Origin of the sequence: Ectobacillus funiculus, from assembly GCF_004138295.1 — a bacterium.
Classification (GTDB): Bacteria; Bacillota; Bacilli; order Bacillales; family Bacillaceae_G; genus Ectobacillus; species Ectobacillus funiculus.
In genome coordinates this window covers 1-22,779 of record NZ_SCFM01000007.1, presented here as the reverse complement: position 1 = coordinate 22,779, position 22,779 = coordinate 1, and the positions used below count along the sequence as shown (strand labels likewise).

The following is a 22,779-nucleotide window of genomic DNA, read 5'->3' as shown; positions in this document are numbered from 1 at the left end:
ATCACTTTCATTGACATTCCCGCTTTCTTACTGATTAAATAAACAGGAAGAGATTTCTAAAACGGAGGGGAAACCTATGATTCCAACAAAAAAGCTTCATAACGGTGTGGACATGCCTGTTCTTGGTCTGGGCGTGTGGCAAACAAAAGAAGGCGAAGAAGTACGAACAGCAGTGAAGGCAGCTTTAGCAGCCGGCTACCGCAGCATTGATACAGCTGCTGTGTATGGCAACGAAGCAGGCGTTGGAGAAGCGATCCGTGAATCTGGCGTAGCGCGTGAAGATTTGTTTATTACAACAAAGGTGTGGAATAGCGACCAAGGCTACGAATCTACATTGAAGGCATTTGAGACAAGCCTTGATAAGCTTGGCTTAGAGTATATGGATTTATATTTAATCCACTGGCCTGTAAGCGGCAAATATGTCGATACATATCGAGCATTAGAAACATTGTATGAGCAAGGAAAGGTGCGTGCAATCGGCGTATCTAACTTTCATATCCATCACCTAGAGGATGTGCTTGCAAACTGCAAGATTAAGCCAATGGTGAACCAGATCGAGCTTCATCCACGCCTATCACAGGTGGAAATTCGTGAGTTTTGCCAAAAGCATGAGATTGCTGTTGAGGCATGGAGCCCGCTTATGCAGGGCGGTGAGATTTTTGAAAACGAAACGATTGCGGAGCTCGCTGAAAAGTATGGTAAAACACCAGCACAAATTGTACTGCGCTGGGACATTCAAAGCGATATTATAACAATTCCAAAGTCGATCACGCCATCCCGCATTGAACAAAATGTGAATGTATTTGATTTTGAATTATCTGCTGAAGACCTAGCAAAAATCGACGCACTAAATGAAAATCGACGACTCGGTCCAGATCCAGATAATTTCGATTTTTAATACTAGGTAAGTGAAGAAAAAACGAAAGTGCGGCATCCACACTTTCGTTTTTTCTTTATGTCATATTTTCATGAAAGGTGTTCCTAAAGGATAGTCTGGCTAACCTTTGAGAGCACCTTTTGTCTGCTCCTGTCATCGATTGGGCGTGAAATGCAAAGGATATTACAGAAACTATCCGAATTGCGTATACCTAAAAAAGATAACAAAAATAAATGTTGATTCATATAAATATTTAATGTATATTAAATATTGCTGTTATGCATATATTTAATTAAATTAAATATTGGGGGTTATACTTTGGGCGAGGTAGATCATTACATTGAACGAATTCAGGCAGCCGTTCACACTGTGTTCCAACAAATGCAGCCTGAACTGCTAGAGGTTGTACACAGCTATGAATTGACCCCAACACAGTTTTTCGTATTGATATACGTAAACAAAAAGGGGAGCTGCAAGGTTTCACAGCTAGCTGAGCATATGGATGTAAAGCCAAGTGCGGTAACGCTGATGATAGACCGTTTAGAACAGCATAAGCTTGTAGAACGTGAGCATGATAAGAAGGATCGACGTGTTGTTAACATTCGTCTGAGCGAACGTGGAGAAGAAAGGCTAAAGCAACTAATTGGGGCGAGAAAAGCTGTTGCGCAGCGCTATTTGTCGAGTTTGACTACGGAAGAGCTAGAAGCAATGGCCTCCATAACAGAGAAGCTCGCGCAGATAACAGTTTTTGATAAGAACGAGGAAGAAGAGGAGAAATGCTAGGATGGTGAAACAAGAAAAAGATAGCAAGCGTACCTTATTGCTGATTGGGCTCATCATTGCGATGTTCTTCTCTGCACTTGACGGTACAATTGTCGGAACGGCGATGCCGCGGATTGTTGGTGATTTAGGCGGATTAAGCATGATGACATGGCTGACAACAGCATATTTGCTGACATCTACAACCGTTGTGCCAATTGCAGGGAAATTAGCTGATTTGCTAGGACGCAGGGTTGTATACGTAACAGGACTTATTATTTTTATGATTGCTTCTGCTTTGTGCGGAATGGCTGAAAATATGACACAGCTGATCATTTATCGTGGTTTGCAGGGCATCGGGGGCGGCGTGCTAATGCCAATGGCGATGATTGTTGTCGGTGACCTGTTTACAGGAGCGCAGCGTGTTAAATTTCAAGGTGTGTTTGGAGCGATTTTCGGTCTTGCTTCGGTTATTGGACCGCAAATTGGCGGTTGGATTGTAGACGCTTGGAACTGGAAGTGGGTATTTTATATTAACCTCCCTGTTGGAATTATTGCGACTATTCTAATTGCGTTAGGCTTACAGGGGCGCAAGCATACAGGACCGATTCAGTTTGATATTGCCGGTATGCTCACAATGGTTGTTGGGGTTGTGAGCCTGTTGCTTGCATTAAGTCTCGGCGGCAAGGACTACGCTTGGGACTCCTGGCAAATTCTCGGCTTATTCGCACTCGCTCTCATTGGATTAGCGGGCTTCGTTATCGCAGAAACAAAGGCAAAAGAACCGATTTTACCAATGTATCTCTTTAAGAATAGAACCTTTACATCTTTGAATTTAATCGGCTTTTTCATGAGTATCGGGATGTTTGGGGCAATTACATTTGTACCATTCTTTATGCAAGGCATTGTTGGTGTAAGTGCCACGGAATCGGGAATGATTATGACGCCAATGATGGTTTCGATGATCATTACAAGTATTATTGGCGGGCAACTTGTCTATAAAATTGGCATTAAAATTCAAATTATTATTGGAATGCTTGTTATGGCGGGCGGCTTTGGGCTGCTGACAACGTTAGATATGAATACAGCAAAGCTTGTGGCAACATCTTATATGGCAGTAATCGGTTTCGGGATGGGCTTAGTCATGCCCTTGCTTACTCTTGCGTTACAGGAGAGCTTTTCGAGAGAGGAGCTTGGAGTTGTTACATCCTCCAGTCAGTTTTTCCGCTCCATCGGCGGTACGTTTGGTATTACCATTTTAGGGGCTGTAATGAATAAGCAAGCAGGAACGGCGCTTAATGACAAGCTTGTACCATTCTTAAATACATTGCCAGCACAGGCAAGCGAAATGGTAACTAAGTTTAAAGAAATGATTGCAACAAATCCAGAGGGGCTATTGCAGTCATTGTTCAGCCCAGAGGCTTTGAAACAGCTGCCAGCGGCATTAGCTGAAAAGATGACTCCTATCTTAAAAACATCATTAATGGACTCTCTCCACAGCGTATTCCTAGTGGGATTAGTTATTATTGTTATCGGGGCAGTATTCACGCTCCTTCTGCCGCACATTAAACTGTCTGACAGAAAGACAGGAAAAAAGGCTGGGAATGAAGAAGAAGCAAAAGTTTTGGCTCAATCAAATTAAGAAATGGATAGAAAAAAGAGGTTGACTAAGAGGTCAGCTTCTTTTTTTATGCTTTGAGAAAGAAAAAATTTCCAGATAGAAGCGAATTCGACGTAGCCGGAAATTTTTGTTTGAAAATCTAAAAGAATGAGAACGATACTAAAGAAAAGTAATCGTAGACGTAAGATCTATACTAACAGCTAAAATCGCTTCAAAGAGAAAGTACTAAATCTTCAGTTTATTTCAGTGTTTTTGGACTGGAATATAAGGGACTGCATGATTTTGAAAATGATACGTTCTCCGATGAAACAAGCAATATATACGAACGGAGAAACGTAGTAATTAGGAGTAAATGCTATGAATCAAATGCCTCCTTTTCGAAGAACAAGAGCTCATATATCTCAATTTACTATTTCACAACTTCATTTGCGAAACCCTTGGATTATCAGTTTTTTTGCTTTTTCATATCCAGGTTTTGGACATCTGTTGCTGCACCGTTATGCAGCGGCTTTTATCCTCATTACGTGGGAAGCATTTATTAACAATATGGCGAATGTCAACCTTGGTATCCTCTATTCTTTACTAGGAGATTTTGAAACGGCTAAAAAAGCCCTCGATGAAAAATGGCTTATGCTGTATGTGGGAATTTATATGTTTAGCATATGGGACAGCTACCGGGTAACTGTCGATCATAATAAACTCTACTTATTAGCAGATCGGGAAGATGCACCCATCCCTTCTTTGAATATCGGATCTTGGGATATTAATTCTTTAGGGAGGTGTAAACCATGGATTGCTTTAACATGGTCGTTTCTCATGCCTGGGCTCGGACACTTGTATATTCATAAAATTCTCACAGGTTTCTTTGTTTTTGGATACACAATCACGGTGTTGTATTTTGGACATATCCCACAGGCAATTCAGTTTACGATGGTCGGGGAATTTGCACAAGCGAAACAAATTATAAATATGCAATGGGCGATGTATCTCCCGTCCATATATATATTTATCGTGTACGATTCCTATGTTTCAGCGGTTGAATACAATAAGTTGTTTGAAAAAGAGCTATCGAACTATTTACGTCGCAATTACCAAAACCCTAATTTCAAGCCACCTATCTAACAGGAGAGGAGATCTGTATGTTAGTGATTACGACATTTGAAAATTCCCTTTTTATTGAACTTGCTATTAGCTCACTGGAACAGAAGGGGATTCCAAAAGAACAGATATTTGCAGTTCCTCTTAAAAAGAGAACCGAACCGAAACAACTATTTGATACAATTCACCGAGCAGATGGGCTTAGTATGTTTGATGCAGCAGCAATATTAGGGACATGTACCATGCTCTTAGGGGCAATTTATGGATATGTACTAAAATGGGGACCAATCATTTGGGGGATTATTGGGGCAGTTACCGGCTTACTTGTCGGGTTTTTGATTAAATTATGGATGGTTAAAAAGAGGCCGGAAGGAAACAAACAAATAACCTCGGAAGTCGTGCTGATGATACGATGCGAAGACTATCAATGGGAAGCTGTTGAAAGGATTTTGTGGGAGCATACAGCATTAGGCGTAGCCCGGGTCTAAGAGGAGACACGAAGGCACAGAGAATACATACATTTATCAAATGAAAGATTTTTCTGTTTTACACATATGTAAACTATACGAAAATGGTGAATTAGAGGATGAAGAACTTCCGTCTAGAAGAAAACACGCATAAAATTGAAGAGTTTTATCACATAGTCCATAAGGCAAATGAAGCATACTTCACTTACTGGAAGGAACATACATTTCTGCACTGGGACTGGTGGCTATCTGTCGGACTTACTATTCTTCCATGGGCCATCTGGTGGAGATGGATTGATAAAGCAAACCGTGCTCGTTTCATGTTTACTGCCTTTTTCATCATTATTGTATGCTCTTGGTTTGACTTTTGCGGTGTTGCTTTAGGATTATGGTATTATGCAGGGAAAGTTATCCCTACTATTCCCTCGTATGCACCATGGGATTTCGCGCTTTTTCCAGTGACCATGACATTATTGATACAATCTAGACCGCATATATCTCCTTTAAAGAAAGCCATCTTTTACGGATTAATGGTCGCATTCATCGGAGAACCCATATTTGAATGGACGGGCTTATATACAAAAGTTCATTGGCAGTATGCATATTCCTTTCCCATTTATATGTTGATTTATCTATCCGCTAATTGGGTGAGTAAAAGAGAAAGTTTTGGAACTGTGTAAAGAAAAGCGGACAAGACCCGCCTTTTATGGCAGAGTAGGGGTGGGTCGGAGTATAAGGCGCTTTTTGCCTTTTGCGGAGGTTCAGCCCGGAGTCTGCCATTTTGGGCCTTGGGAGCTAGACATCACCCCGAAAAGTTATCCTTTCTTAAAATGCAAAAGAAATACTCCAAATGACACATGAGGTGTCTTTTGGAGTACTCAAATAAAAAGCAGAATAACATTTTTCCTAGCGATGCAGCTCATACAAATCTTGCTTTGTTGTATTTTGAATGTGTTCGTATTCCTGTGCTGTAAGGGGCGCAGCTTGTCCAGCATTTGCATTTGCGCGGAGCTGTTCTATAGAGCTTGCCCCTGGGATAATGGAAGCAACAACAGAATCGTGCAGGCAGTATTGCACAGCAATTTCTTCAAGCGGACGATTAGGTGCAGCAGTTTGCACAATTTGCAGTGTACGTTCAAGCTCTTCATAGCGATACGACAAATAGCCTTTTTCCCGCGCATTTTCAAGCTTGCCTACGTTATGGTTCGTAAGCAATCCTTTCGCAACCGGACCACGCGCAATGACGCTTACATGATGCTCTTTGAGAAGAGGAAATAGTTCCTCTGGGCGGCGGTTTAGAATGCTGTATTCCATTAAGATGCTTACGATATTAGATCGCTTTACATACTCGCGAATCACGTTCAGGCGGATCGAGGAAATTCCGTAATAGCGAATAACACCCTCCTTTTGCAGCTCATCAAATGCCGCAATTGTTTCCTCGATGTTATCCTCAATGGTCCCGCCGTGCAGCTGATATAAGTCGATATAGTCCGTTCCTAGACGGCGCAGGCTCTCTTTTACTTCTTCCTTTATGTACGCTTTGGATGGATCCCAAAACCAACCGTTTTTCTCCTCCGTCCAGCGGTTGCCCACCTTTGTCGCAAGTACAATATCAGCTCGTCTATCACGAATCGCCTTTCCGACAATTTCTTCGTTTAAGCCGTAGTGATACAAGTCGGCAGTATCGAGAAAATTAATTCCTTCCGCAAAGGCAGCGTCAAGAATCCGAAGCGCTTCTGCTTCATTTGTGCCAAGCGACATGCAGCCCAATCCTACCTCGCTTACAAATAAATCTGAATTTCCTAATTGGCGTTTTTTCATGCACACCCCTCCTTATTTCTATTGTAAGCGAGAGAGGAATGCGGATACAAACAGTTTACTTTTTCATTTCCTGTAGCCACTCGGAAACGGTTGTGTAGTGTTTGCTATATTCCTTGAGCTTGTTGCGAATCTCCCACGCTTTGCCAACGAGCATAATTCTATTTTCTAGTAGATATACTTTCATTTTTTTCCTCCTTAAGAGTTGTGATAGAATGTATGAAGAGAACCTAACGAATAGAACAAGGAGATGATATTGTGCATAAATTTGAAGAAAAAACAACAGCAACCCAGCCGATTTATGATGGCCGCATTATTCAAGTACGTGTTGATGATGTAGTATTGCCAAATGGGGCTTCCAGCAAACGTGAGCTTGTCAAGCATCCGGGAGCGGTTGCTGTTATTGCCGTAACAGACGAGGGGAAAATTGTCCTTGTTGAGCAATATCGAAAGGCGATGGAAAAGGCGCTTGTAGAAATTCCAGCGGGCAAGCTGGAACAAGGGGAAGCCCCGCTTGCAACGGCGATGCGGGAGCTGGAAGAGGAAACAGGATACATATGTGAGGATATGAAGCTTTTATATTCGTTTTACACATCACCAGGTTTTGCGGATGAGATCATCTATTTATACGAGGCGACAGGCCTAACAAAGAAGGAAGATAAAGCGGATTTGGATGAGGATGAATTTGTTGATTTGCTGGAGGTAACATTAGAAGAAGCATGGGAATTGATTCAGGAGCAGCGTATCCATGATGCGAAAACAATTCTTGCGATGCAGTATTTACAGCTGAAAAAGTAAGACAATGAGAAAGAGACAACCATTACGGATGTCTCTTTCTTCCCTTGTTATACTTATCTTTACCGTCTGCCTCGCCCTCATCCTCTTCTACCACATGCTGCTCCTCATGAAATGCAATGGGCGTTTGCCCCATGATTTCATCGAACGGTGTATAAAAAGCTGTGATGTTTTTCTTTTTTATGAATAGTTTATAAAATCCAATCAACGTTAAGATAACAATGGCCATTGGCAGACCTATCGCAGCCATATCTAATAGATTCAATAGATGTTCCTCCAATCCAATACGTTCTTCAATTATACCCTAATTCCTTTTCTCCTTAAAAAGGACAGCCCCTCTTTCTTACACTGCAAGAAAATATAAGTTTCCAGCTGGAAGCGAATTCGAAGTAGTCGGAAATGTTAGGAATACCCTCATTCAGTTAGCCGCTCATATAATTTTATTAAATCAAAAGCCTTAAGCATATGTCATAGTTGTCCAATCAGATGCAAAGTTTGTACATAAGTTAATGTTGATTTGAATGTGCGCAGTGGTCCTAGTATGCAGCATAGTATTATCCGTGTTATGCACAAAAACGAAATTTATAAGGTATACGGGGAAACAAACGGCTGGTATAATCTTGGCGGCAATCAGTGGTGCTTTGCTAATCCAGCATATGCAGCATTCAAATCGTACTAAAATAATCATAGTGAATAACCCTATTATGCACGTCTCTTTTTTCATTCCTAGTCATACTCTCTCTTTTCTCTCATACAATTTACTAGAAAAGAAATGGAGGGAAAGAGATGGTCAGAAAGCAATCATGGCGGGAGAGAGCAATGTCCCATATACAAGCTCATTCCTCGCTTTATTTATTTGTCTCTGTCCTGCTGCTGATGGGCGTCATTTTTGGAGCGATTCTCGTAAATAGCCTGCATGCGAGTCAAAAGCAGGATTTATACTTTTATTTAAACCGTTTTTTTGGACAAGTCTCACAGGGGAAGTTTGCGCAGCCGATTGAGATGTTTCAGGAAAGCTATTTTTCCCATTTGAAGTATATTGGCTTTATTTGGCTGCTTGGCATTTCTATGATTGGTTTGCCGCTTATTTTTGTGCTGTTGTTTTTAAAGGGGGTTGTTGTCGGCTTTACCGTTGGTTTTCTTGTAAGCCAGCTTGGCTGGAGCGGTTTTTTATTATCGGCTGTCGCGATTATGCCGCAAAATTTTATTATCATTCCTACTTTTATTATAACGACAGTGATAGCGGTAAGCTTTTCATTGCGGCTGATCCGTCATCAATTCGTACGAAAGCTGCATGAACCATTCCTGCCGTTATTTACAAGGTATACCGTATTCTTTCTTGTTATCGGCATTGTGCTTGCAGGCGCTTCTATGGTGGAATCGTATGTAGCGCCTTCCTTTATGAAGGTTGTCATTAAAACCCTTAATGAAAAATAATTCTTATCTGATAACAATCCTTAGTTAATTTTGAGTATTTCCTTTTGACAGTATCCCTTCTTCTGATATAATGGTGTAAGAATGGCGAGGGAGGGAGTAGCCCAAAATGGAAGACAGAATCGAACGAATTAAGAAGCAATTGCATGCAGCAAGCTATAAATTGACACCACAGCGGGAAGCAACTGTACGCGTTCTGCTTGAAAACGAAGAAGACCATTTGAGTGCGGAAGATGTGTACCTCCTCGTAAAAGAAAAATCGCCGGAAATTGGACTTGCGACTGTGTATCGGACTTTGGAATTATTAACAGAGTTAAAAATTGTTGATAAAATCAACTTCGGTGATGGCGTATCACGCTACGACTTGCGCCAAGAGGGTGCGACTCGTTTCCATCACCATCTGATTTGTACGGAATGCGGTGCTGTGGAAGAAATTCAAGAGGATTTACTCGGCGAAGTAGAGAAACAAGTGGAAAAAGCGTGGAACTTTAAGGTGAAGGATCACCGTTTAAGCTTTTATGGCATGTGCCACGCGTGTCAAGAAAAGCTCGTACAACAAGAAACATAACCTCTTCCCATTCTGGGGAAGGGGATTTTTTATACTTTAAAAAGTATAAATTTTTATAGGCTTGGCATATGTTGTAGTAAGGGTGCGCTAGCTAATGGGCTCGCGCTAAAACTTATCAATGGAGGAACAAGATGCGCCAAGCAATGAAGGTTATGTTTGATGTTGTAAAGGTTTTTATATTGTTTGTAGGTTGTACGCTTTTGTTTTATTTCGCTATACTATGGGTAAATGAAGAATATCAAAACTATCATCGCTATGATAAGCCGACAGGAGAATCAGTAGAGGAAGTATCGGGCATGCATGGTTCCGTTGCGAATAATTGGATGGATCGGGTGATCTTCTTCTATGAAAACGGGGAGTAGGAAAACGTGGAAGATCAGTTGAAAGATTATATGCATTATATGCTGGTAGAAAAGGGACTTTCGCAAAATACGATTGTTTCGTATGAACGAGACTTAAAAAGCTATATTAAGTATTTACAAAAGGTAGAGCAGCTTTCATCGCTTGCTGAGGTTACGCGTCTGCATATCATCGGCTTTTTACAAGGCTTAAAGGATGCGAATAAATCATCTAAAACAATGGCTCGCCATATTGCATCCGTCCGCTCGTTTCACCAGTTTTTGCTGCGCGAGCGCGTGTTAGAGCGGGATCCATCGGTACATATTGAAACGCCGCAGGGAGAGAGGAAGCTGCCAAAAGTATTGTCCGTTGCCGAAGTAGAAGCGCTTCTTGACGCACCGAAGCAGGGCGGGGCGTTTGGCCTGCGTGATAAGGCGATGCTAGAGTTGTTATATGCAACTGGCTTGCGTGTCTCAGAGCTTATCCAACTGGATATATCTGATGTTCATTTAACGATGGGCTTTGTACGCTGCTTGGGAAAAGGAAGGAAGGAGCGCATCATCCCGCTTGGCAATCTAGCAATTGAAGCAGTTGGGCGCTATATTGAACGGGGGCGAAGAGAGCTTCTTGGAAAGAACGCAACAGATGCCCTGTTTTTGAATCTCCGCGGAGAACGCTTGTCACGCCAAGGGTTTTGGAAAATTTTAAAGGGGATGGCTAAGGAAGCCCGTATTGAAAAGGAGCTAACTCCACATACACTGCGGCATTCGTTTGCAACACATTTGCTGGAAAATGGAGCAGATTTGCGTGCAGTGCAGGAGATGCTCGGGCATGCTGATATTTCTACCACGCAAATTTATACGCATGTGTCAAAAGCGAGAATGAAGGATGTGTATAAGCAGTTTCATCCGAGGGCATAGTGATATGCCCTGCTTGTTATGCTATAGAAAAGGATAAAATTCCTTTCACAAATATTTCACAAACATTTCTCATATTCTTTTCCACCCGTTCAGTAGACTCTGCAGCAGCGGTAGTTTATACTGAAACGCAGAGGTGACAAAGATGAGAAAATATTGGATAATGATCGCTCTTTTCCTGCTTGTGCTAGCAGGCTGCAGCAGCGGACAGGAAGACCAGAATAGCGAAGCAACAAATGAATTGCCAAAAGAAGTGAAGGTTGAAGTGAAAACAGCGCCAGAAGCAGTACAAGCGCATGAGCATACAGAAATACAAGCGATCGTAACCCAGGACGGAAAAGCGGTAAACGATGCGGATGATGTAAAGTTTGAAATTTGGAAAGATGGCGCCGAACAGCACGAAATGCTTACGGCAAAAGCAAAGGGAAATGGTATGTATGCGGTTGACAAAACATTCCCTGAGGATGGCGTGTATCATATTACAGCGCATACAAATGCAAGGGACATGCATGTAATGCCAACGGTGCAAGTTACAGTTGGCACGGGGCAGGCAGCAGCGCATGAACAAGCGGAGCAGGACCATCATGATAGCGATACTGTGATCCAGTTAACAGCGGACCAAATTCATGCCGGCACGTCTCCTTTACAGGCTCAGGTACAGCATAGCGGCAGTGCGCTAACAGGCGCGCAAGTAGAGTTTGAAATTTGGAAGGACGGCGCAGCTAAGCATGAGTACATATCCGCAAAGGAAGATGCGAACGGGCAATATGGGACTTCGTTTGTTTTTGAAGCAGGCATGTACAATATAACAGTGCACGTGAGAAAGGGAGAACTTCACGAGCATAAGGAACAAACAGTCGAAGTAAAGTAGGCCTCCATCTTGGTGGAGGTTTTTTCTATTTCTTCCCGAATAGTTATGTATATACAATCAGAAGTAGGGACAGATGGTGATGAAAAAACTTTTTATAACGTTCAGCATCGCAATTGCCTGCTTGCTCGCATTCTTGTTGTATCGGAATGTGTTTGAACTGAAAAAAAGGCAGGCGGAGAAGATTGTTGTTCTCGACCCGGGACATGGCGGCAAATATCCCGGCTTTGAGTTGAACGGGCTTGTGGAAAAGGATATCGTGCTGCAGGTTTCTCTGTATACGAAAGCGTTGCTTGAAGAAAAAGGATACAAAGTATATTTGACGAGGCAAAAGGATGAGGAGTGCAGCAAGGAAAGCTATATAAAAGATTTGAGCTGTCGTCCCGCTGTTGCCCATAATGTTGACGCTGACTTATTCGTAAGTGTTCATGCGAACGCATTTCCTGCAAATGCAAATGTACGCGGTGTAGAGGCATATTATTTTACACCGTTTCGAGATAAAGAGGCAGCCAAAGCACTCGGCTCAGCAATTACGGATGAAACGGGCTTGCCGCTTCGGTCTGCAAAATTTGGGAATTTTCAGGTGCTGCGTGATTCACGTGTGCCCAGCACACTTGTTGAAATTGGCTATTTAACGAATAAGGAGGATGCAAAGCTGCTTGCATCCTCTGAATTTCAGAAAAAGCTGGCGGCTGGCATCGTAAGTGGAATTATGAATTATTTCGCGGCAAACAGCTAACATATGATACTAGTGAGAGAGTGTGCAGCGTTTTTTCACACTTTCGTACATACTAAGAACAGCAAGGATATAGACCTAGGAGGGATAGATTGTGAAATATACACGCATCTTTCTTGTCGTCATGGACTCAGTTGGTATTGGAGAAGCACCTGATGCGGAAAAATACGATGATCTTGGAGCTGATACGCTTGGACATATTGCAGAGCATATGAACGGTTTGCATATGCCGAATCTGGAGAAGTTGGGACTTGGGAACATCCGGGAGCTGCCAGGAATCAAAAAAGCGGACAAGCCGCTTGCCTATTATACAAAAATGCAGGAGCAGTCCGCTGGCAAGGATACGATGACAGGTCATTGGGAGATTATGGGACTCTACATCGATAAGCCATTTCGTGTATTTCCAAATGGATTTCCAAAAGAGCTGTTAGATGAATTGCAGCAGCGCACAGGCCGAAGCTTTATTGGAAACAAGCCAGCATCCGGAACAGCCATTTTGGATGAGCTCGGCAAGGAGCATATGGAAACGGGTGCTTTAATTGTCTATACATCCGCTGATAGCGTGCTGCAAATTGCCGCGCATGAAGAGGTTGTACCACTCGATGAACTGTATAATATTTGTAAGATTGCGCGTGAGCTGACATTAGACGAGCCATATATGATTGGCCGGATTATTGCCCGCCCGTTTGTTGGGCAGCCGGGAAGCTTCAAACGGACGCCAAACCGTCATGATTATGCGCTAAAGCCGTTTGGACGCACTGTGATGAATGAATTAAAGGATAGTGGATTAGACGTGATTTCCATTGGGAAAATTGCAGATATTTATGATGGGGAAGGAGTTACGCAGTCGCTGCGCACCGCCTCAAACATGGATGGGATGGATAAGCTAGTAGACACGGCTCAGATGTCTTTTACGGGGCTAAGCTTTGCAAATCTTGTCGATTTTGATGCGCTATATGGTCATAGACGTGATCCAAAAGGATATGGCCAGGCGCTTGAGGAATATGATGCCCGTTTGGCGGGGCTGTTCCCTGCGCTAAGGGAGGATGATTTGCTTATTATTACAGCAGACCATGGAAATGATCCCGTGCATCATGGGACAGATCATACGCGTGAATATGTTCCACTGTTAGTCTACAGTCCAAGCATGAAAAACGGCGGGCAGGAGCTCCCGGTTCGCCAAACGTTTGCGGACATCGGGGCGACAGTTGCTGAAAACTTCGGTGTAGAATTACCGCCGCATGGTACTAGTTTTTTAAAAGAACTACAATAAGGAGAGACCTTTCATGAACCTTGAATCTATTGAAAAAGCAGCAGCCTATTTACAAAGCAAGTTTGCTAGCACTCCAAAAATCGGACTCATTCTGGGCTCAGGTCTTGGTGTATTAGCTGATGAAATTGAACATGCCGTTAAGATTCCATACAGCGAAATTCCAGAATTTCCGGTATCGACGGTGGAGGGACATGCAGGACAGCTTGTGTTCGGGACGCTTCATGGTGTTTCAGTTGCAGCGATGCAGGGGCGTTTTCATTATTACGAGGGCTATGATATGCATAAGGTAACGTTTCCTGTGCGTGTAATGAAGGCGCTCGGTGTTGAAACGGTAATCGTAACCAATGCAGCTGGAGGTGTAAATATGGACTTTGAGCCCGGTGATTTAATGCTCATTTCCGACCATATTAATTTCATCGGGAATCATCCGCTCATCGGCCCGAATGATGCCAAGCTTGGCGTTCGTTTTCCGGATATGTCTGAAGCGTACTGTAAAAAGCTGCGCCGCGTAGCAAAGGATGTCGCCGAACGCCTGAATATTAGGGTGCAAGAGGGCGTCTATGTTGCTATGTCAGGTCCGACATATGAAACACCGGCTGAAATCCGGATGCTGCGTACTCTTGGAGGGGATGCGGTCGGCATGTCCACGGTTCCAGAGGTGATTGTGGCCCGCCATGCTGGCTTACAGGTGCTCGGCATTTCTTGCATTTCGAATATGGCGGCTGGTATTCTTGACCAACCGTTAAATCATGAGGAAGTCATTGAAACAACAGAACGCGTGAAAGCAAACTTCTTATCTCTTGTAAAAGAAATTGTAAGTGAACTGGGTTGAACTCTCCTGCCTATTTGTGAGTGCTTCTTTATCCTTGCACAAATTGAGAAGGAGTCTTCTTAAGTTAAAAATGATAAAAGGGTGATACGGGATGAGAATGGTTGATTTGATTGCAAAAAAACGAGATGGACATATACTATCTGCAGCAGAAATTCAGTTCATTATCAACGAATACACAAATGGAACGATTCCTGATTATCAAATGAGCGCTTTTGCAATGGCAGTATTTTTCCGGGATATGAACGACCAGGAGCGCGCGGACTTAACGATGGCAATGGTACATAGCGGAGATACAATTGATTTATCAGCTATTGCGGGCATTAAGGTCGATAAGCACTCTACCGGGGGAGTGGGAGACACAACAACACTTGTGCTCGGTCCGCTTGTCGCATCCCTTGGCGTACCGGTTGCAAAAATGTCAGGGCGCGGCTTAGGTCACACGGGCGGTACGATTGATAAGCTAGAAGCGGTGCCCGGCTTCCACGTTGAGATTGAAAATGAAGAATTCACCCGTCTCGTAAATGCAAATAAGATTGCGATAATCGGACAGAGCGGCAATTTAACGCCAGCTGATAAACAGCTCTACGCGCTTCGTGATGTTACTGCAACTGTCAACTCTATTCCCCTCATCGCCAGTTCGATTATGAGCAAAAAAATTGCTGCAGGTGCCGATGCGATTGTGCTCGATGTGAAAACCGGGGCAGGCGCGTTTATGAAAACGGCAGAGGAAGCACGCGCATTAGCGGAGGCGATGGTACGTATCGGGAATACGGTCGGACGAAAAACAATGGCGGTGATTTCTGACATGAGTCAGCCGCTCGGCTTTGCGATTGGTAATGCGCTTGAGGTGCAGGAGGCAATCGATACATTGCGCGGACAAGGACCGAAGGACTTGGAGGAACTTTGTCTAACGCTTGGCAGTCAAATGGTCTATTTAGCGGGAAAAGCACCGTCTATAGAAGAGGCACGCGCGAATTTGCAGGAAGCCATCCAAAACGGATCGGCACTCGAAACGTTGAAAGTATTTCTTGCTGCGCAGGGCGGCGATGCTTCAGTTGTCGATGATCCGTCTAAGCTGCCGCAGGCAAAATATGTGTTCGACTTGGAAGCGCAGCAGGACGGACATGTTGTGGAAATTGTTGCAGATGAGATCGGTACAGCTGCGATGCTGCTGGGGGCAGGACGTGCAACGAAAGAGTCGGTCATTGACTTGGCCGTTGGGTTAATGCTGCGCAAAAAGGTAGGAGATAGTGTCAAAAAAGGGGAGCCGCTTGTTACGGTATATGCAAACAGTGAACATGTGGAAGAAGTGAAGCGGAAACTATACGAGAGTATTCGTATTTCCAAGGAAGCGGTTGTTTCTCCAGTGCTTGTTTATGATATTGTAGGAGAATAAAGGAAGTATTTAGAGAGTGTAAAGGCTAAGGAGATGCTTCCTTAGCTTTTTATACTTTAAATGGTTGATACAGCATTGAGTGTTGGACAGGAAACCGGACAGACACAAGTTCACAGATTACATGATTTGTTTTTAGCTGCGTTATAATAGGGATGGGGTGGTCTTTATGATTCGAATTTGTGCAATTTATCATACAGGAGAAGTTGTATATGATGTGACACTGGAAGAAGCGCGGCAAAAACATGTTGCTTGGTATTGGGTTGATTTGTCGGAGCCGACAGAGGAAGAATATACATATGTGCTGCGGGATACATTTCGCTTTCATCCATTGGCGATTGAGGATTGCTTAGAGTATGTGCAGCGGCCAAAGGTTGATTTCTATGAGGGTTACCATTTTCTTGTACTGCATTCCTTATCCAGAGACGACTTGGATCCTCGTGAAATTGACTTGTTTATTAGTGAGAACTATGTTGTATCCTTTCATTTTCATGAAGATAAGGCGCTGCAGCGCGCATGGGAAAAACTATCAGATCGAACACGTGTGCAGCAAAGCCCGCTTCATTTAACACATACGATTATCGATCAGATGGTTGATAACTATTTTTCACCAGTGTACTTTTTGGAAGATCGACTAAATGATATCGATGATAGTTTAACCCGCGAATCAGCAGGTGACGTGCTTGAAGAGATATTTGATATACGGGCAGATTTGTCTAAGCTTCGCAGGACAATTGTACCAATGCGCGATTTATTGTACCGTATTCTCAACTCGGAGCGATTTTATAATGTGAGCGATCATGAAATATATTTTAAGGACATCCATGATCATCTGCTAAAGCTAGCGGAAATGATTGAAATGAGTCGAGAACTAACAGCCGATATTCGTGATAGCTGCTTTTCATTAAACTCGAACTATATGAACGCGATTATGAAAACACTCACCGTTTTCTCGACTATCTTCATGCCGCTCACCTTTATCGCTGGTGTGTACGGGATGAATTTTAGATTTATGCCCGAGCTTGGCTGGAGGTACGGTTATTATGGATGTCTCCTGCTAATGGGGGCGATTTTTGTGGTGATGATGCTTTGGTTTCGAAAAAAGGGCTGGTTTAAATAATGTTCTTCGGCACAGAAGTTTTTTGCCTTCTGTGCCGAAGCGTGCTAAAGACAAAAGCAAAGATCACGTGTTACGTTACATATACATAAAAACGCCCTGCACGCGTACTTTAACTGTCAGCTCTCCAGGCGCGATTGGCGTCACAGCTTTTGGCTGCGCAGCTGCGTAGCCAACCAGCGGCTGTGGCGCGCATCCTCCTTCTTCTACGATGGAAACAGGGATAGGATTTATATTCACATGCAATGCTTCGGCAACTGTTTTTGCTTTTTCTTGGGCATTCAAAACGGCGCGTGTTAAAGCTTGCTCGTAATATAAGCCAGGATCGGACACGCGGAAAGTTAGATCGCGAGCAATATTAGCTCCTGCCCCAATCGCTGCATCATACACCTCTCCTGCTTTTTGCACATTCAAAACGGTTACCTCGTATAAATGCTCCACCCGGTAGCCGCGTAAAGAGGAGACACCGTCTTTGTAATCATACTCTGGCGTAATGGTATACGAAAGAGTTTGGATATCCTTTTCTTGAATGCCGAGCGTTTGCAATGCTTGCAATAAGGCATTAGAGCGAAGGGCATTTTCCTCTTGTGCTGCCTTCACATTGTTATCCTCAGTCATCACGCCAATCGTCAAAACGACTACATCGGGCTTTGCCGTCGCAATTCCTTCTCCTTGTACCGTTACAGTGCCCTCTCTTGTGGGACGATAGTCTGAATATGGGTATGAGTTCATATGGTACATTGTTAGCACCTCTCTTCGCTTTTTCTCTAAAATATATGAAGAGTGCAGCAGAAAAATTTGCAGGAGCATACTGTCAAATATACCGTCATCATGGCAGATTTATCGTTAAAACCATACGTATTTTACAATTAAAGTAAATTAAAAGAGGGTTACACACAAAAAACCTAACATAATCACGTAAATTTTGCAGAAAAAGTGTACAACATGAAGCAACATACATTATAATAAATGAAAATCAAGAAGATAAAGGGTCGAGACTAGTGAAAGAAGAACGAGAAACGCTCATTTTAGAACTATCTATGTCATTTCGAAAAATGATCCGCATGCTCCAGAATGATATTAACGAATTGTTTTCTGAGTATATGCCATGGAATGAATTTTCTGTTTTACGTGCGTTACACGCAAAAAGCCCACAAATGGCTTCCCAAATTGCCCAAGAAGTCAATGTCACATCAAGTCACATTACTGCTGTTACAGATCGTCTCGTACGCAAGAATCTTGTGATGCGTAAACGCTCTGATTCTGACCGACGGATTGTATATTTAGAAATTACTAAAACAGGACAGGAAGTCGCTGAAAAGCTGGAAAATGTCAGAAAAGCATATTATCGGGAAAAATTTGCAGATTTGAGCAATGAAGAAATGAAGGTTATGGTTGAATTAATTGAGCGAGTATTGTAAAGAAGAAGCTGACCTCAATAGGCATACAAAATGTCTACTGGGGTCAGCTTTTTTGTAGGCGTTTTTACATTGTAAGAACGTATAAATTTCTAGCTAGGAGACCATTCGACGTAGTGAGAAATTTTAGGAATACCGGATAAATAGGGCTGCGTCTCTGTCTTCACCTGGGGAGCAACGCTCGCCAATCGGCGTTTAACGACTTTTCCGAGAAATCTCATTCTAGTTCAGCCTCAAGGCATCCTCTGAGAGCATGGAGAAACATGTCGATTTTTTCTATTCTCCTTAGAAAAAAATGGTATAAACGCTTTTTTACTGGAAACAATAGATATGATACTGATATGGAGGGTGTGGACATGAGACGATTCATCGGAATATTGGCTTGTTTCACATTATTATGTTCCGCTGCTCCGGTTGGCTTTGCGCAGTCTGAAGCAACGCCCAAGCAACCGGTGCAAAGGCAAGCGGAAGCTTCACAGCCGAAGCTGGTGGAAAATGCTTCATCTGCCGTTTTGCTCGAACAGGATACAGGGAAGGTGCTATTTAATAAAAATAGCAACGAAAAGCTGCCCCCAGCGAGCATGACGAAAATTATGACAATGCTGCTCATTATGGAGCAAATCGACAAAGGAAAGCTTAAGCTTACTGATAAGGTGCGTACGAGCGAGTATGCAGCTTCCATGGGAGGATCGCAAATTTTCTTGGAGCCAGGAGAAGAAATGACGGTGGATGAGATGCTAAAAGGCATTGCGATCGCCTCCGGAAATGACGCTTCCGTTGCCGTTGCTGAGCATATTGCCGGTTCGGAGGAAGGCTTTGTTACGATGATGAATAACAGGGCGAAGGAGCTAGGGCTGAAAAATACGCATTTCCAAAATCCGACAGGCCTGCCCGCGGAGAATCATTACTCCACCGCATATGATATGGCAGTGATGGCGAGAGAATTAATGAAATATCCACTCATCCGCAATTATACAGGGAAATATGAGGGCTATTTACGTGAAAACACGGACAAGCGATTTTGGCTTGTGAATACGAATAAGCTCGTTCGTTTTTACCCAGGTGTTGACGGCGTGAAAACTGGCTTTACGACAGAGGCACGATATTGCTTGACAGCTTCTGCACAAAAAAATGGCATGCGTGTGATTGCTGTCGTGATGGGAGCGCCAACATCAAAAGAGCGTAATGCACAAGTTACCAAACTGCTTGATTACGCATTTAGTCAGTATACGACAAAGCTGCTTTATAAAAAGGACCAACCGATCAAAACTATTAAAGTAAGCCGCGGTCAGAGAAAAGAAGTACAGCTTGTGGCTGCTGATAATGTATCGGTGCTGTTGAAAAAAGGAGAAAGCGCTGATAAGGTAACACAGGAGATTATCATGGATAAAAAGGTAAAGGCACCTGTGAAAAAAGGCGCACCACTGGGCACACTTATTGTGAAAAATGGAAGTGAAGTCATCTCGAAGCAGTCGATCGTAGCAAACGAGGATATTGATGCAGCAAGCTGGTGGGAACTGTTTAAACAGAGCTTTGGAATGTTTTCAAAATCGAAGTAAAGAAAAGTAGTTGCACTTACAATTTATCTCTAAAATTCCGGCTATAGCGAATGCGGTCCCGCAGTAAACAACCTATGCGGCTTATGGAAAGATCCTGTTTGCTCTTCCCCATGAAAGGAGCTTTTTCCTATACACTAGGGAATAGCATGTTGTGAAACAGGGTGAGCAGGGCGGCATCTAAAAAGCTATGCTTTCTCAGCCTTAAAGCCAACCATGGGAGCGGCTGTGAGCCGCTTCCCCTTTTGCTGGGAGGCTTGCTTCTTGACTGCGAAAATGCACTTCTTTTGTCGGGTGGAAGGAATAGCCAATCGAGAAAGCGAAAGATGTTATATACGTTCCGCGCGAATGCGCACGAATCCTACAAACAAGGGGGAAGGAAACGTGAGTCTTTCGATGAGTCTCGAAGTAAAGCAAGATGTTCTATGCATTCGGTTGGAGGGAGAGCTCGATCATCATACAGCTGAGGCGTTGCGTACAGAAGTGACAGAGATGCTGGAAAAGAAGCAGATTCACCATATTATTTTAAATCTCGGGTCTTTGAGCTTTATGGATAGCTCTGGCCTTGGAGTTATTTTAGGAAGATATAAGCATATTAAAAGCTTGGGCGGAGAAATGGTTGTTTGTGCAATTTCTCCCGCTGTGAAACGGTTATTTGAAATGTCCGGCTTGTTCAAAATTATCCGTTTGGAAGAAAGTGAACAAAACGCACTTGCGACATTGGGGGTGGCATAAATGAGAAATGAAATGCACTTGCAGTTTTCTGCTCTCAGCCAAAACGAATCGTTCGCGCGCGTAACAGTTGCTTCTTTTATCGCGCAGCTTGACCCGACGCTAGACGAGCTGACAGAAATTAAGACCGTTGTCTCAGAGGCGGTAACAAATGCGATTATCCACGGATATGAACAAAGACCGGACGGCATTGTATATATTACGGTTACATTGGAGGACGGAGCTGTCAAAATGACAATCCGTGATGAAGGGATCGGTATTACAGATTTAGATGAGGCAAGACAGCCATTATTTACGACAAAACCTGAACTAGAGCGTTCCGGCATGGGCTTTACAATCATGGAAAATTTTATGGACGAGGTCGAAGTTATTTCCAGCCACAATTTCGGAACAACAATTCATCTTACGAAGTATTTGTCAAAAAGCAACGCTCTATGCAATTAAGGAGACGGGCCTATGGACATAGAGGTAAAAAACGAAAATGGAAAAGTGCAGTTAAAGGACCATGAGCTGAAGGAATTGATCCAAAGAAGTCAAGCCGGTGACCAAGCCGCACGAGATACAATTGTGGAAACAAATATGCGTCTCGTTTGGTCCGTTGTACAGCGTTTTTTAAACCGTGGCTATGAGCCGGAGGATTTATTTCAAATCGGCTGTATTGGGCTGCTAAAGTCAGTTGATAAATTTGATTTGTCATTCGATGTTAAGTTTTCAACGTATGCCGTCCCGATGATCATTGGAGAAATCCAACGCTTTTTGCGTGACGATGGTACGGTAAAGGTGAGTCGTTCCTTAAAAGAAACGGGAAATAAAATTCGTAAGATGAAGGACGAACTCTCAAAACGATTAGGACGAGCTCCAACGATTAATGAAGTAGCGGAAGCACTTGAGCTTACGCCAGAGGAGGTTGTACTGGCGCAGGAGGCAAGCCGTACACCATCTTCCATTCATGAAACGGTATACGAAAATGACGGAGATCCGATTACCATTTTGGATCAAATTGCTGACCAAACCCAAACAAAATGGTTTGATCAAATCGCTTTGAAAGAGGCAATTCGCGAGCTTGATGAACGTGAACGTCTCATCGTTTATTTACGATATTATAAAGACCAAACCCAATCTGAAGTAGCAGAACGGCTTAGTATTTCTCAGGTGCAGGTTTCACGCTTAGAAAAGAAAATCCTGCAGCAAATGAAGGACCGAATAGGTGAATAGCCTGTTCGGTTTTTTTTGCACTGTAAGAAGGTATAAATTTCCGGAAGGAAGGCGAGTTCGACGTAGTCGGAAATTTTAGGAATACAGGATGAGTAGGGCTCGCCAATGGGCAAGTTTTCTTTACCAGATAAGAAAGGATAACTTTTCAGGGTGATGTCTAGCTCCCAAGGCCCGCCTTTTCTTACCTTACGAAAGTAGTGCAGCTTTCAAATGCAGTCTAGTTTCAGATTCGAATTAATTTTCTGAGATAATTTAAATTCAGGGGATTTATGCTGCATATGAGATAAATCTTCAAAGGAACAAGCATCACCCCTCCGCAATTCCACTATAACACTTGAGGAAATAAGTGTTTCGCAACGTATTTTTAGCATAACCATTTTTTTCTCCATTAAACATATTCCACGAAGATGTTGTATTCTAATATAGCTTATTTTTCATCTTGTTTGCTTTGTGGCATTTTAAGTATACATTTCCAGTTAGAAGCAAATTCGGTGCCGTTAGGAAATTTTAGGGATACATCATAAGTACAACTCGCCTACGCTGCCATAAAAGACGGGCCTTGTCCGCTTATGACCTGCTTTCTGTGGAGCAAGGCCTCCTAAAAAGCGCTTTACAAGTCAGTAAACAGTTCTCTTTTCAAACAATTCGAACCGTGTTCTCTTGCCTTTTTAGTGAACTACCCACCACTTATCCGCTGCGCGTCTTGAAGTGGGGGCTTCGAAAGACAAACAACAGCCTGATAATCATTGGTTATCTGATTCGTCATCTTGTGGAGAGTATCTCTTCTTTTATTTTTTACCTTTGCCATGACCCTTTGGTATTTACGTACTTATTTTTGATAATTCTTACTATATAGGATATTACCGTTTTCATCTGTTTTCGTATGGTTCTTCTTACGGGCAAGAGATTGATTCATACGCCGTTGACGGTTTTCCATGATCTTATG

27 protein-coding genes are annotated in these 22,779 nt (G+C 43.0%); 23 read left to right on the top strand and 4 right to left on the bottom strand.

The genetic code is table 11. From position 1 onward, the window contains the following. Window positions 1–76: 76 nt before the first annotated feature. The 6 genes from EP737_RS06390 to EP737_RS06365 all read left to right on the top strand — a co-directional run bounded on the left by EP737_RS06390 (window position 77) and on the right by EP737_RS06365 (window position 5,502). On the top strand, window positions 77–898 hold the full coding sequence (locus EP737_RS06390) for an aldo/keto reductase (RefSeq protein WP_129727107.1): 822 nt from the start codon (window positions 77–79) through the stop codon (window positions 896–898). A gap of 297 nt (window positions 899–1,195) precedes the next feature. Next, entirely contained in the window at window positions 1,196–1,660 is a 465-nt protein-coding gene (locus EP737_RS06385) for a MarR family winged helix-turn-helix transcriptional regulator (protein ID WP_129727106.1), read from the top strand. 1 nt (window position 1,661) lies between these two features. Further along, the gene (locus EP737_RS06380) at window positions 1,662–3,278 is read left to right on the top strand and encodes an MDR family MFS transporter (protein ID WP_129727105.1); all 1,617 of its coding nucleotides are present in this window, start codon (window positions 1,662–1,664) and stop codon (window positions 3,276–3,278) included. A 336-nt stretch (window positions 3,279–3,614) separates the two neighbouring features. Then, complete coding sequence (locus tag EP737_RS06375) at window positions 3,615–4,379, top strand: hypothetical protein (protein ID WP_129727104.1); 765 nt, start codon at window positions 3,615–3,617, stop codon at window positions 4,377–4,379. 17 nt (window positions 4,380–4,396) lie between these two features. Further along, on the top strand, window positions 4,397–4,843 hold the full coding sequence (locus EP737_RS06370) for a hypothetical protein (protein ID WP_129727103.1): 447 nt from the start codon (window positions 4,397–4,399) through the stop codon (window positions 4,841–4,843). A 98-nt stretch (window positions 4,844–4,941) separates the two neighbouring features. Beyond that, window positions 4,942–5,502, top strand: coding sequence for a CBO0543 family protein (locus EP737_RS06365; protein ID WP_129727102.1), 561 nt, complete (start codon window positions 4,942–4,944; stop codon window positions 5,500–5,502). A 226-nt stretch (window positions 5,503–5,728) separates the two neighbouring features. Here EP737_RS06365 and EP737_RS06360 read toward each other — a convergent pair whose 3' ends face one another. Both EP737_RS06360 and mciZ read right to left on the bottom strand, forming a co-directional pair. Then, window positions 5,729–6,643 carry an aldo/keto reductase gene (locus EP737_RS06360; RefSeq protein ID WP_129727101.1) on the bottom strand — a complete coding sequence of 305 codons (915 nt, stop codon included), beginning with the start codon at window positions 6,641–6,643 and terminating at the stop codon, window positions 5,729–5,731. A 55-nt stretch (window positions 6,644–6,698) separates the two neighbouring features. Continuing rightward, window positions 6,699–6,827, bottom strand: a complete 129-nt coding sequence (gene mciZ / locus EP737_RS06355; protein WP_129727100.1) for a Z-ring formation inhibitor MciZ — start codon at window positions 6,825–6,827, stop codon at window positions 6,699–6,701. Window positions 6,828–6,898: 71 nt separating this feature from the next. On the opposite strand from mciZ, the gene EP737_RS06350 reads away from it, so the two are divergent. Further along, on the top strand, window positions 6,899–7,438 hold the full coding sequence (locus EP737_RS06350) for an NUDIX domain-containing protein (protein WP_205650888.1): 540 nt from the start codon (window positions 6,899–6,901) through the stop codon (window positions 7,436–7,438). Window positions 7,439–7,460: 22 nt separating this feature from the next. Here the strand turns inward: EP737_RS06350 and EP737_RS06345 are convergent, their stop codons facing one another. Beyond that, complete coding sequence (locus EP737_RS06345) at window positions 7,461–7,700, bottom strand: DUF3951 domain-containing protein (RefSeq protein ID WP_129727098.1); 240 nt, start codon at window positions 7,698–7,700, stop codon at window positions 7,461–7,463. Window positions 7,701–7,958: 258 nt separating this feature from the next. Here EP737_RS06345 and EP737_RS06340 point away from each other — a divergent pair, with 258 nt between their 5' ends. The 11 genes from EP737_RS06340 to corA all read left to right on the top strand — a co-directional run bounded on the left by EP737_RS06340 (window position 7,959) and on the right by corA (window position 16,915). Beyond that, entirely contained in the window at window positions 7,959–8,114 is a 156-nt protein-coding gene (locus EP737_RS06340; RefSeq protein ID WP_281278878.1) for an SH3 domain-containing protein, read from the top strand. A 107-nt stretch (window positions 8,115–8,221) separates the two neighbouring features. Further along, window positions 8,222–8,872 (top strand): stage II sporulation protein M, encoded by a 651-nt coding sequence (spoIIM, locus tag EP737_RS06335; protein ID WP_129727096.1) that lies wholly within the window; start codon window positions 8,222–8,224, stop codon window positions 8,870–8,872. 106 nt (window positions 8,873–8,978) lie between these two features. Next, window positions 8,979–9,437 carry a ferric iron uptake transcriptional regulator gene (gene fur, locus EP737_RS06330; RefSeq protein WP_129727095.1) on the top strand — a complete coding sequence of 153 codons (459 nt, stop codon included), beginning with the start codon at window positions 8,979–8,981 and terminating at the stop codon, window positions 9,435–9,437. Window positions 9,438–9,568: 131 nt separating this feature from the next. Beyond that, window positions 9,569–9,799, top strand: coding sequence for a YqzK family protein (locus EP737_RS06325; protein WP_129727094.1), 231 nt, complete (start codon window positions 9,569–9,571; stop codon window positions 9,797–9,799). Window positions 9,800–9,805: 6 nt separating this feature from the next. After that, window positions 9,806–10,696, top strand: coding sequence for a site-specific tyrosine recombinase XerD (xerD, locus tag EP737_RS06320; protein ID WP_129727093.1), 891 nt, complete (start codon window positions 9,806–9,808; stop codon window positions 10,694–10,696). Window positions 10,697–10,838: 142 nt separating this feature from the next. Then, window positions 10,839–11,564, top strand: coding sequence for a FixH family protein (locus tag EP737_RS06315; protein ID WP_129727092.1), 726 nt, complete (start codon window positions 10,839–10,841; stop codon window positions 11,562–11,564). A gap of 79 nt (window positions 11,565–11,643) precedes the next feature. Beyond that, window positions 11,644–12,300 carry an N-acetylmuramoyl-L-alanine amidase family protein gene (locus EP737_RS06310; RefSeq protein ID WP_165350710.1) on the top strand — a complete coding sequence of 219 codons (657 nt, stop codon included), beginning with the start codon at window positions 11,644–11,646 and terminating at the stop codon, window positions 12,298–12,300. An 88-nt stretch (window positions 12,301–12,388) separates the two neighbouring features. After that, the gene (gene deoB / locus EP737_RS06305) at window positions 12,389–13,570 is read left to right on the top strand and encodes a phosphopentomutase (protein ID WP_129727090.1); all 1,182 of its coding nucleotides are present in this window, start codon (window positions 12,389–12,391) and stop codon (window positions 13,568–13,570) included. Window positions 13,571–13,583: 13 nt separating this feature from the next. Then, entirely contained in the window at window positions 13,584–14,402 is an 819-nt protein-coding gene (locus EP737_RS06300; protein ID WP_129727089.1) for a purine-nucleoside phosphorylase, read from the top strand. A 91-nt stretch (window positions 14,403–14,493) separates the two neighbouring features. Further along, a complete protein-coding gene (locus EP737_RS06295; RefSeq protein WP_129727088.1) occupies window positions 14,494–15,798 on the top strand; it encodes a pyrimidine-nucleoside phosphorylase in 1,305 nt (434 codons plus the stop codon). A gap of 166 nt (window positions 15,799–15,964) precedes the next feature. Continuing rightward, window positions 15,965–16,915 (top strand): magnesium/cobalt transporter CorA, encoded by a 951-nt coding sequence (gene corA, locus EP737_RS06290; protein WP_129727087.1) that lies wholly within the window; start codon window positions 15,965–15,967, stop codon window positions 16,913–16,915. 75 nt (window positions 16,916–16,990) lie between these two features. On the opposite strand, the gene EP737_RS06285 is transcribed toward corA, so the two are convergent. After that, entirely contained in the window at window positions 16,991–17,653 is a 663-nt protein-coding gene (locus EP737_RS06285; RefSeq protein ID WP_129727086.1) for an SIMPL domain-containing protein, read from the bottom strand. Between the two features lie 260 nt (window positions 17,654–17,913). Here EP737_RS06285 and EP737_RS06280 point away from each other — a divergent pair, with 260 nt between their 5' ends. From EP737_RS06280 to sigF, 5 genes are all read left to right on the top strand, one after another. Beyond that, on the top strand, window positions 17,914–18,333 hold the full coding sequence (locus EP737_RS06280) for a MarR family winged helix-turn-helix transcriptional regulator (RefSeq protein ID WP_129727085.1): 420 nt from the start codon (window positions 17,914–17,916) through the stop codon (window positions 18,331–18,333). Window positions 18,334–18,686: 353 nt separating this feature from the next. Beyond that, window positions 18,687–19,889 carry a D-alanyl-D-alanine carboxypeptidase family protein gene (locus tag EP737_RS06275; protein ID WP_129727084.1) on the top strand — a complete coding sequence of 401 codons (1,203 nt, stop codon included), beginning with the start codon at window positions 18,687–18,689 and terminating at the stop codon, window positions 19,887–19,889. Between the two features lie 393 nt (window positions 19,890–20,282). Next, the gene (gene spoIIAA, locus EP737_RS06270) at window positions 20,283–20,621 is read left to right on the top strand and encodes an anti-sigma F factor antagonist (protein ID WP_425455864.1); all 339 of its coding nucleotides are present in this window, start codon (window positions 20,283–20,285) and stop codon (window positions 20,619–20,621) included. Beyond that, complete coding sequence (gene spoIIAB, locus EP737_RS06265) at window positions 20,622–21,062, top strand: anti-sigma F factor (RefSeq protein WP_129727082.1); 441 nt, start codon at window positions 20,622–20,624, stop codon at window positions 21,060–21,062. It abuts the gene before it with no gap. 12 nt (window positions 21,063–21,074) lie between these two features. Continuing rightward, window positions 21,075–21,833: an RNA polymerase sporulation sigma factor SigF gene (gene sigF / locus EP737_RS06260; RefSeq protein WP_129727081.1), complete on the top strand. Its 759-nt coding sequence runs from the start codon at window positions 21,075–21,077 to the stop codon at window positions 21,831–21,833. Window positions 21,834–22,779 lie beyond the last annotated feature (946 nt).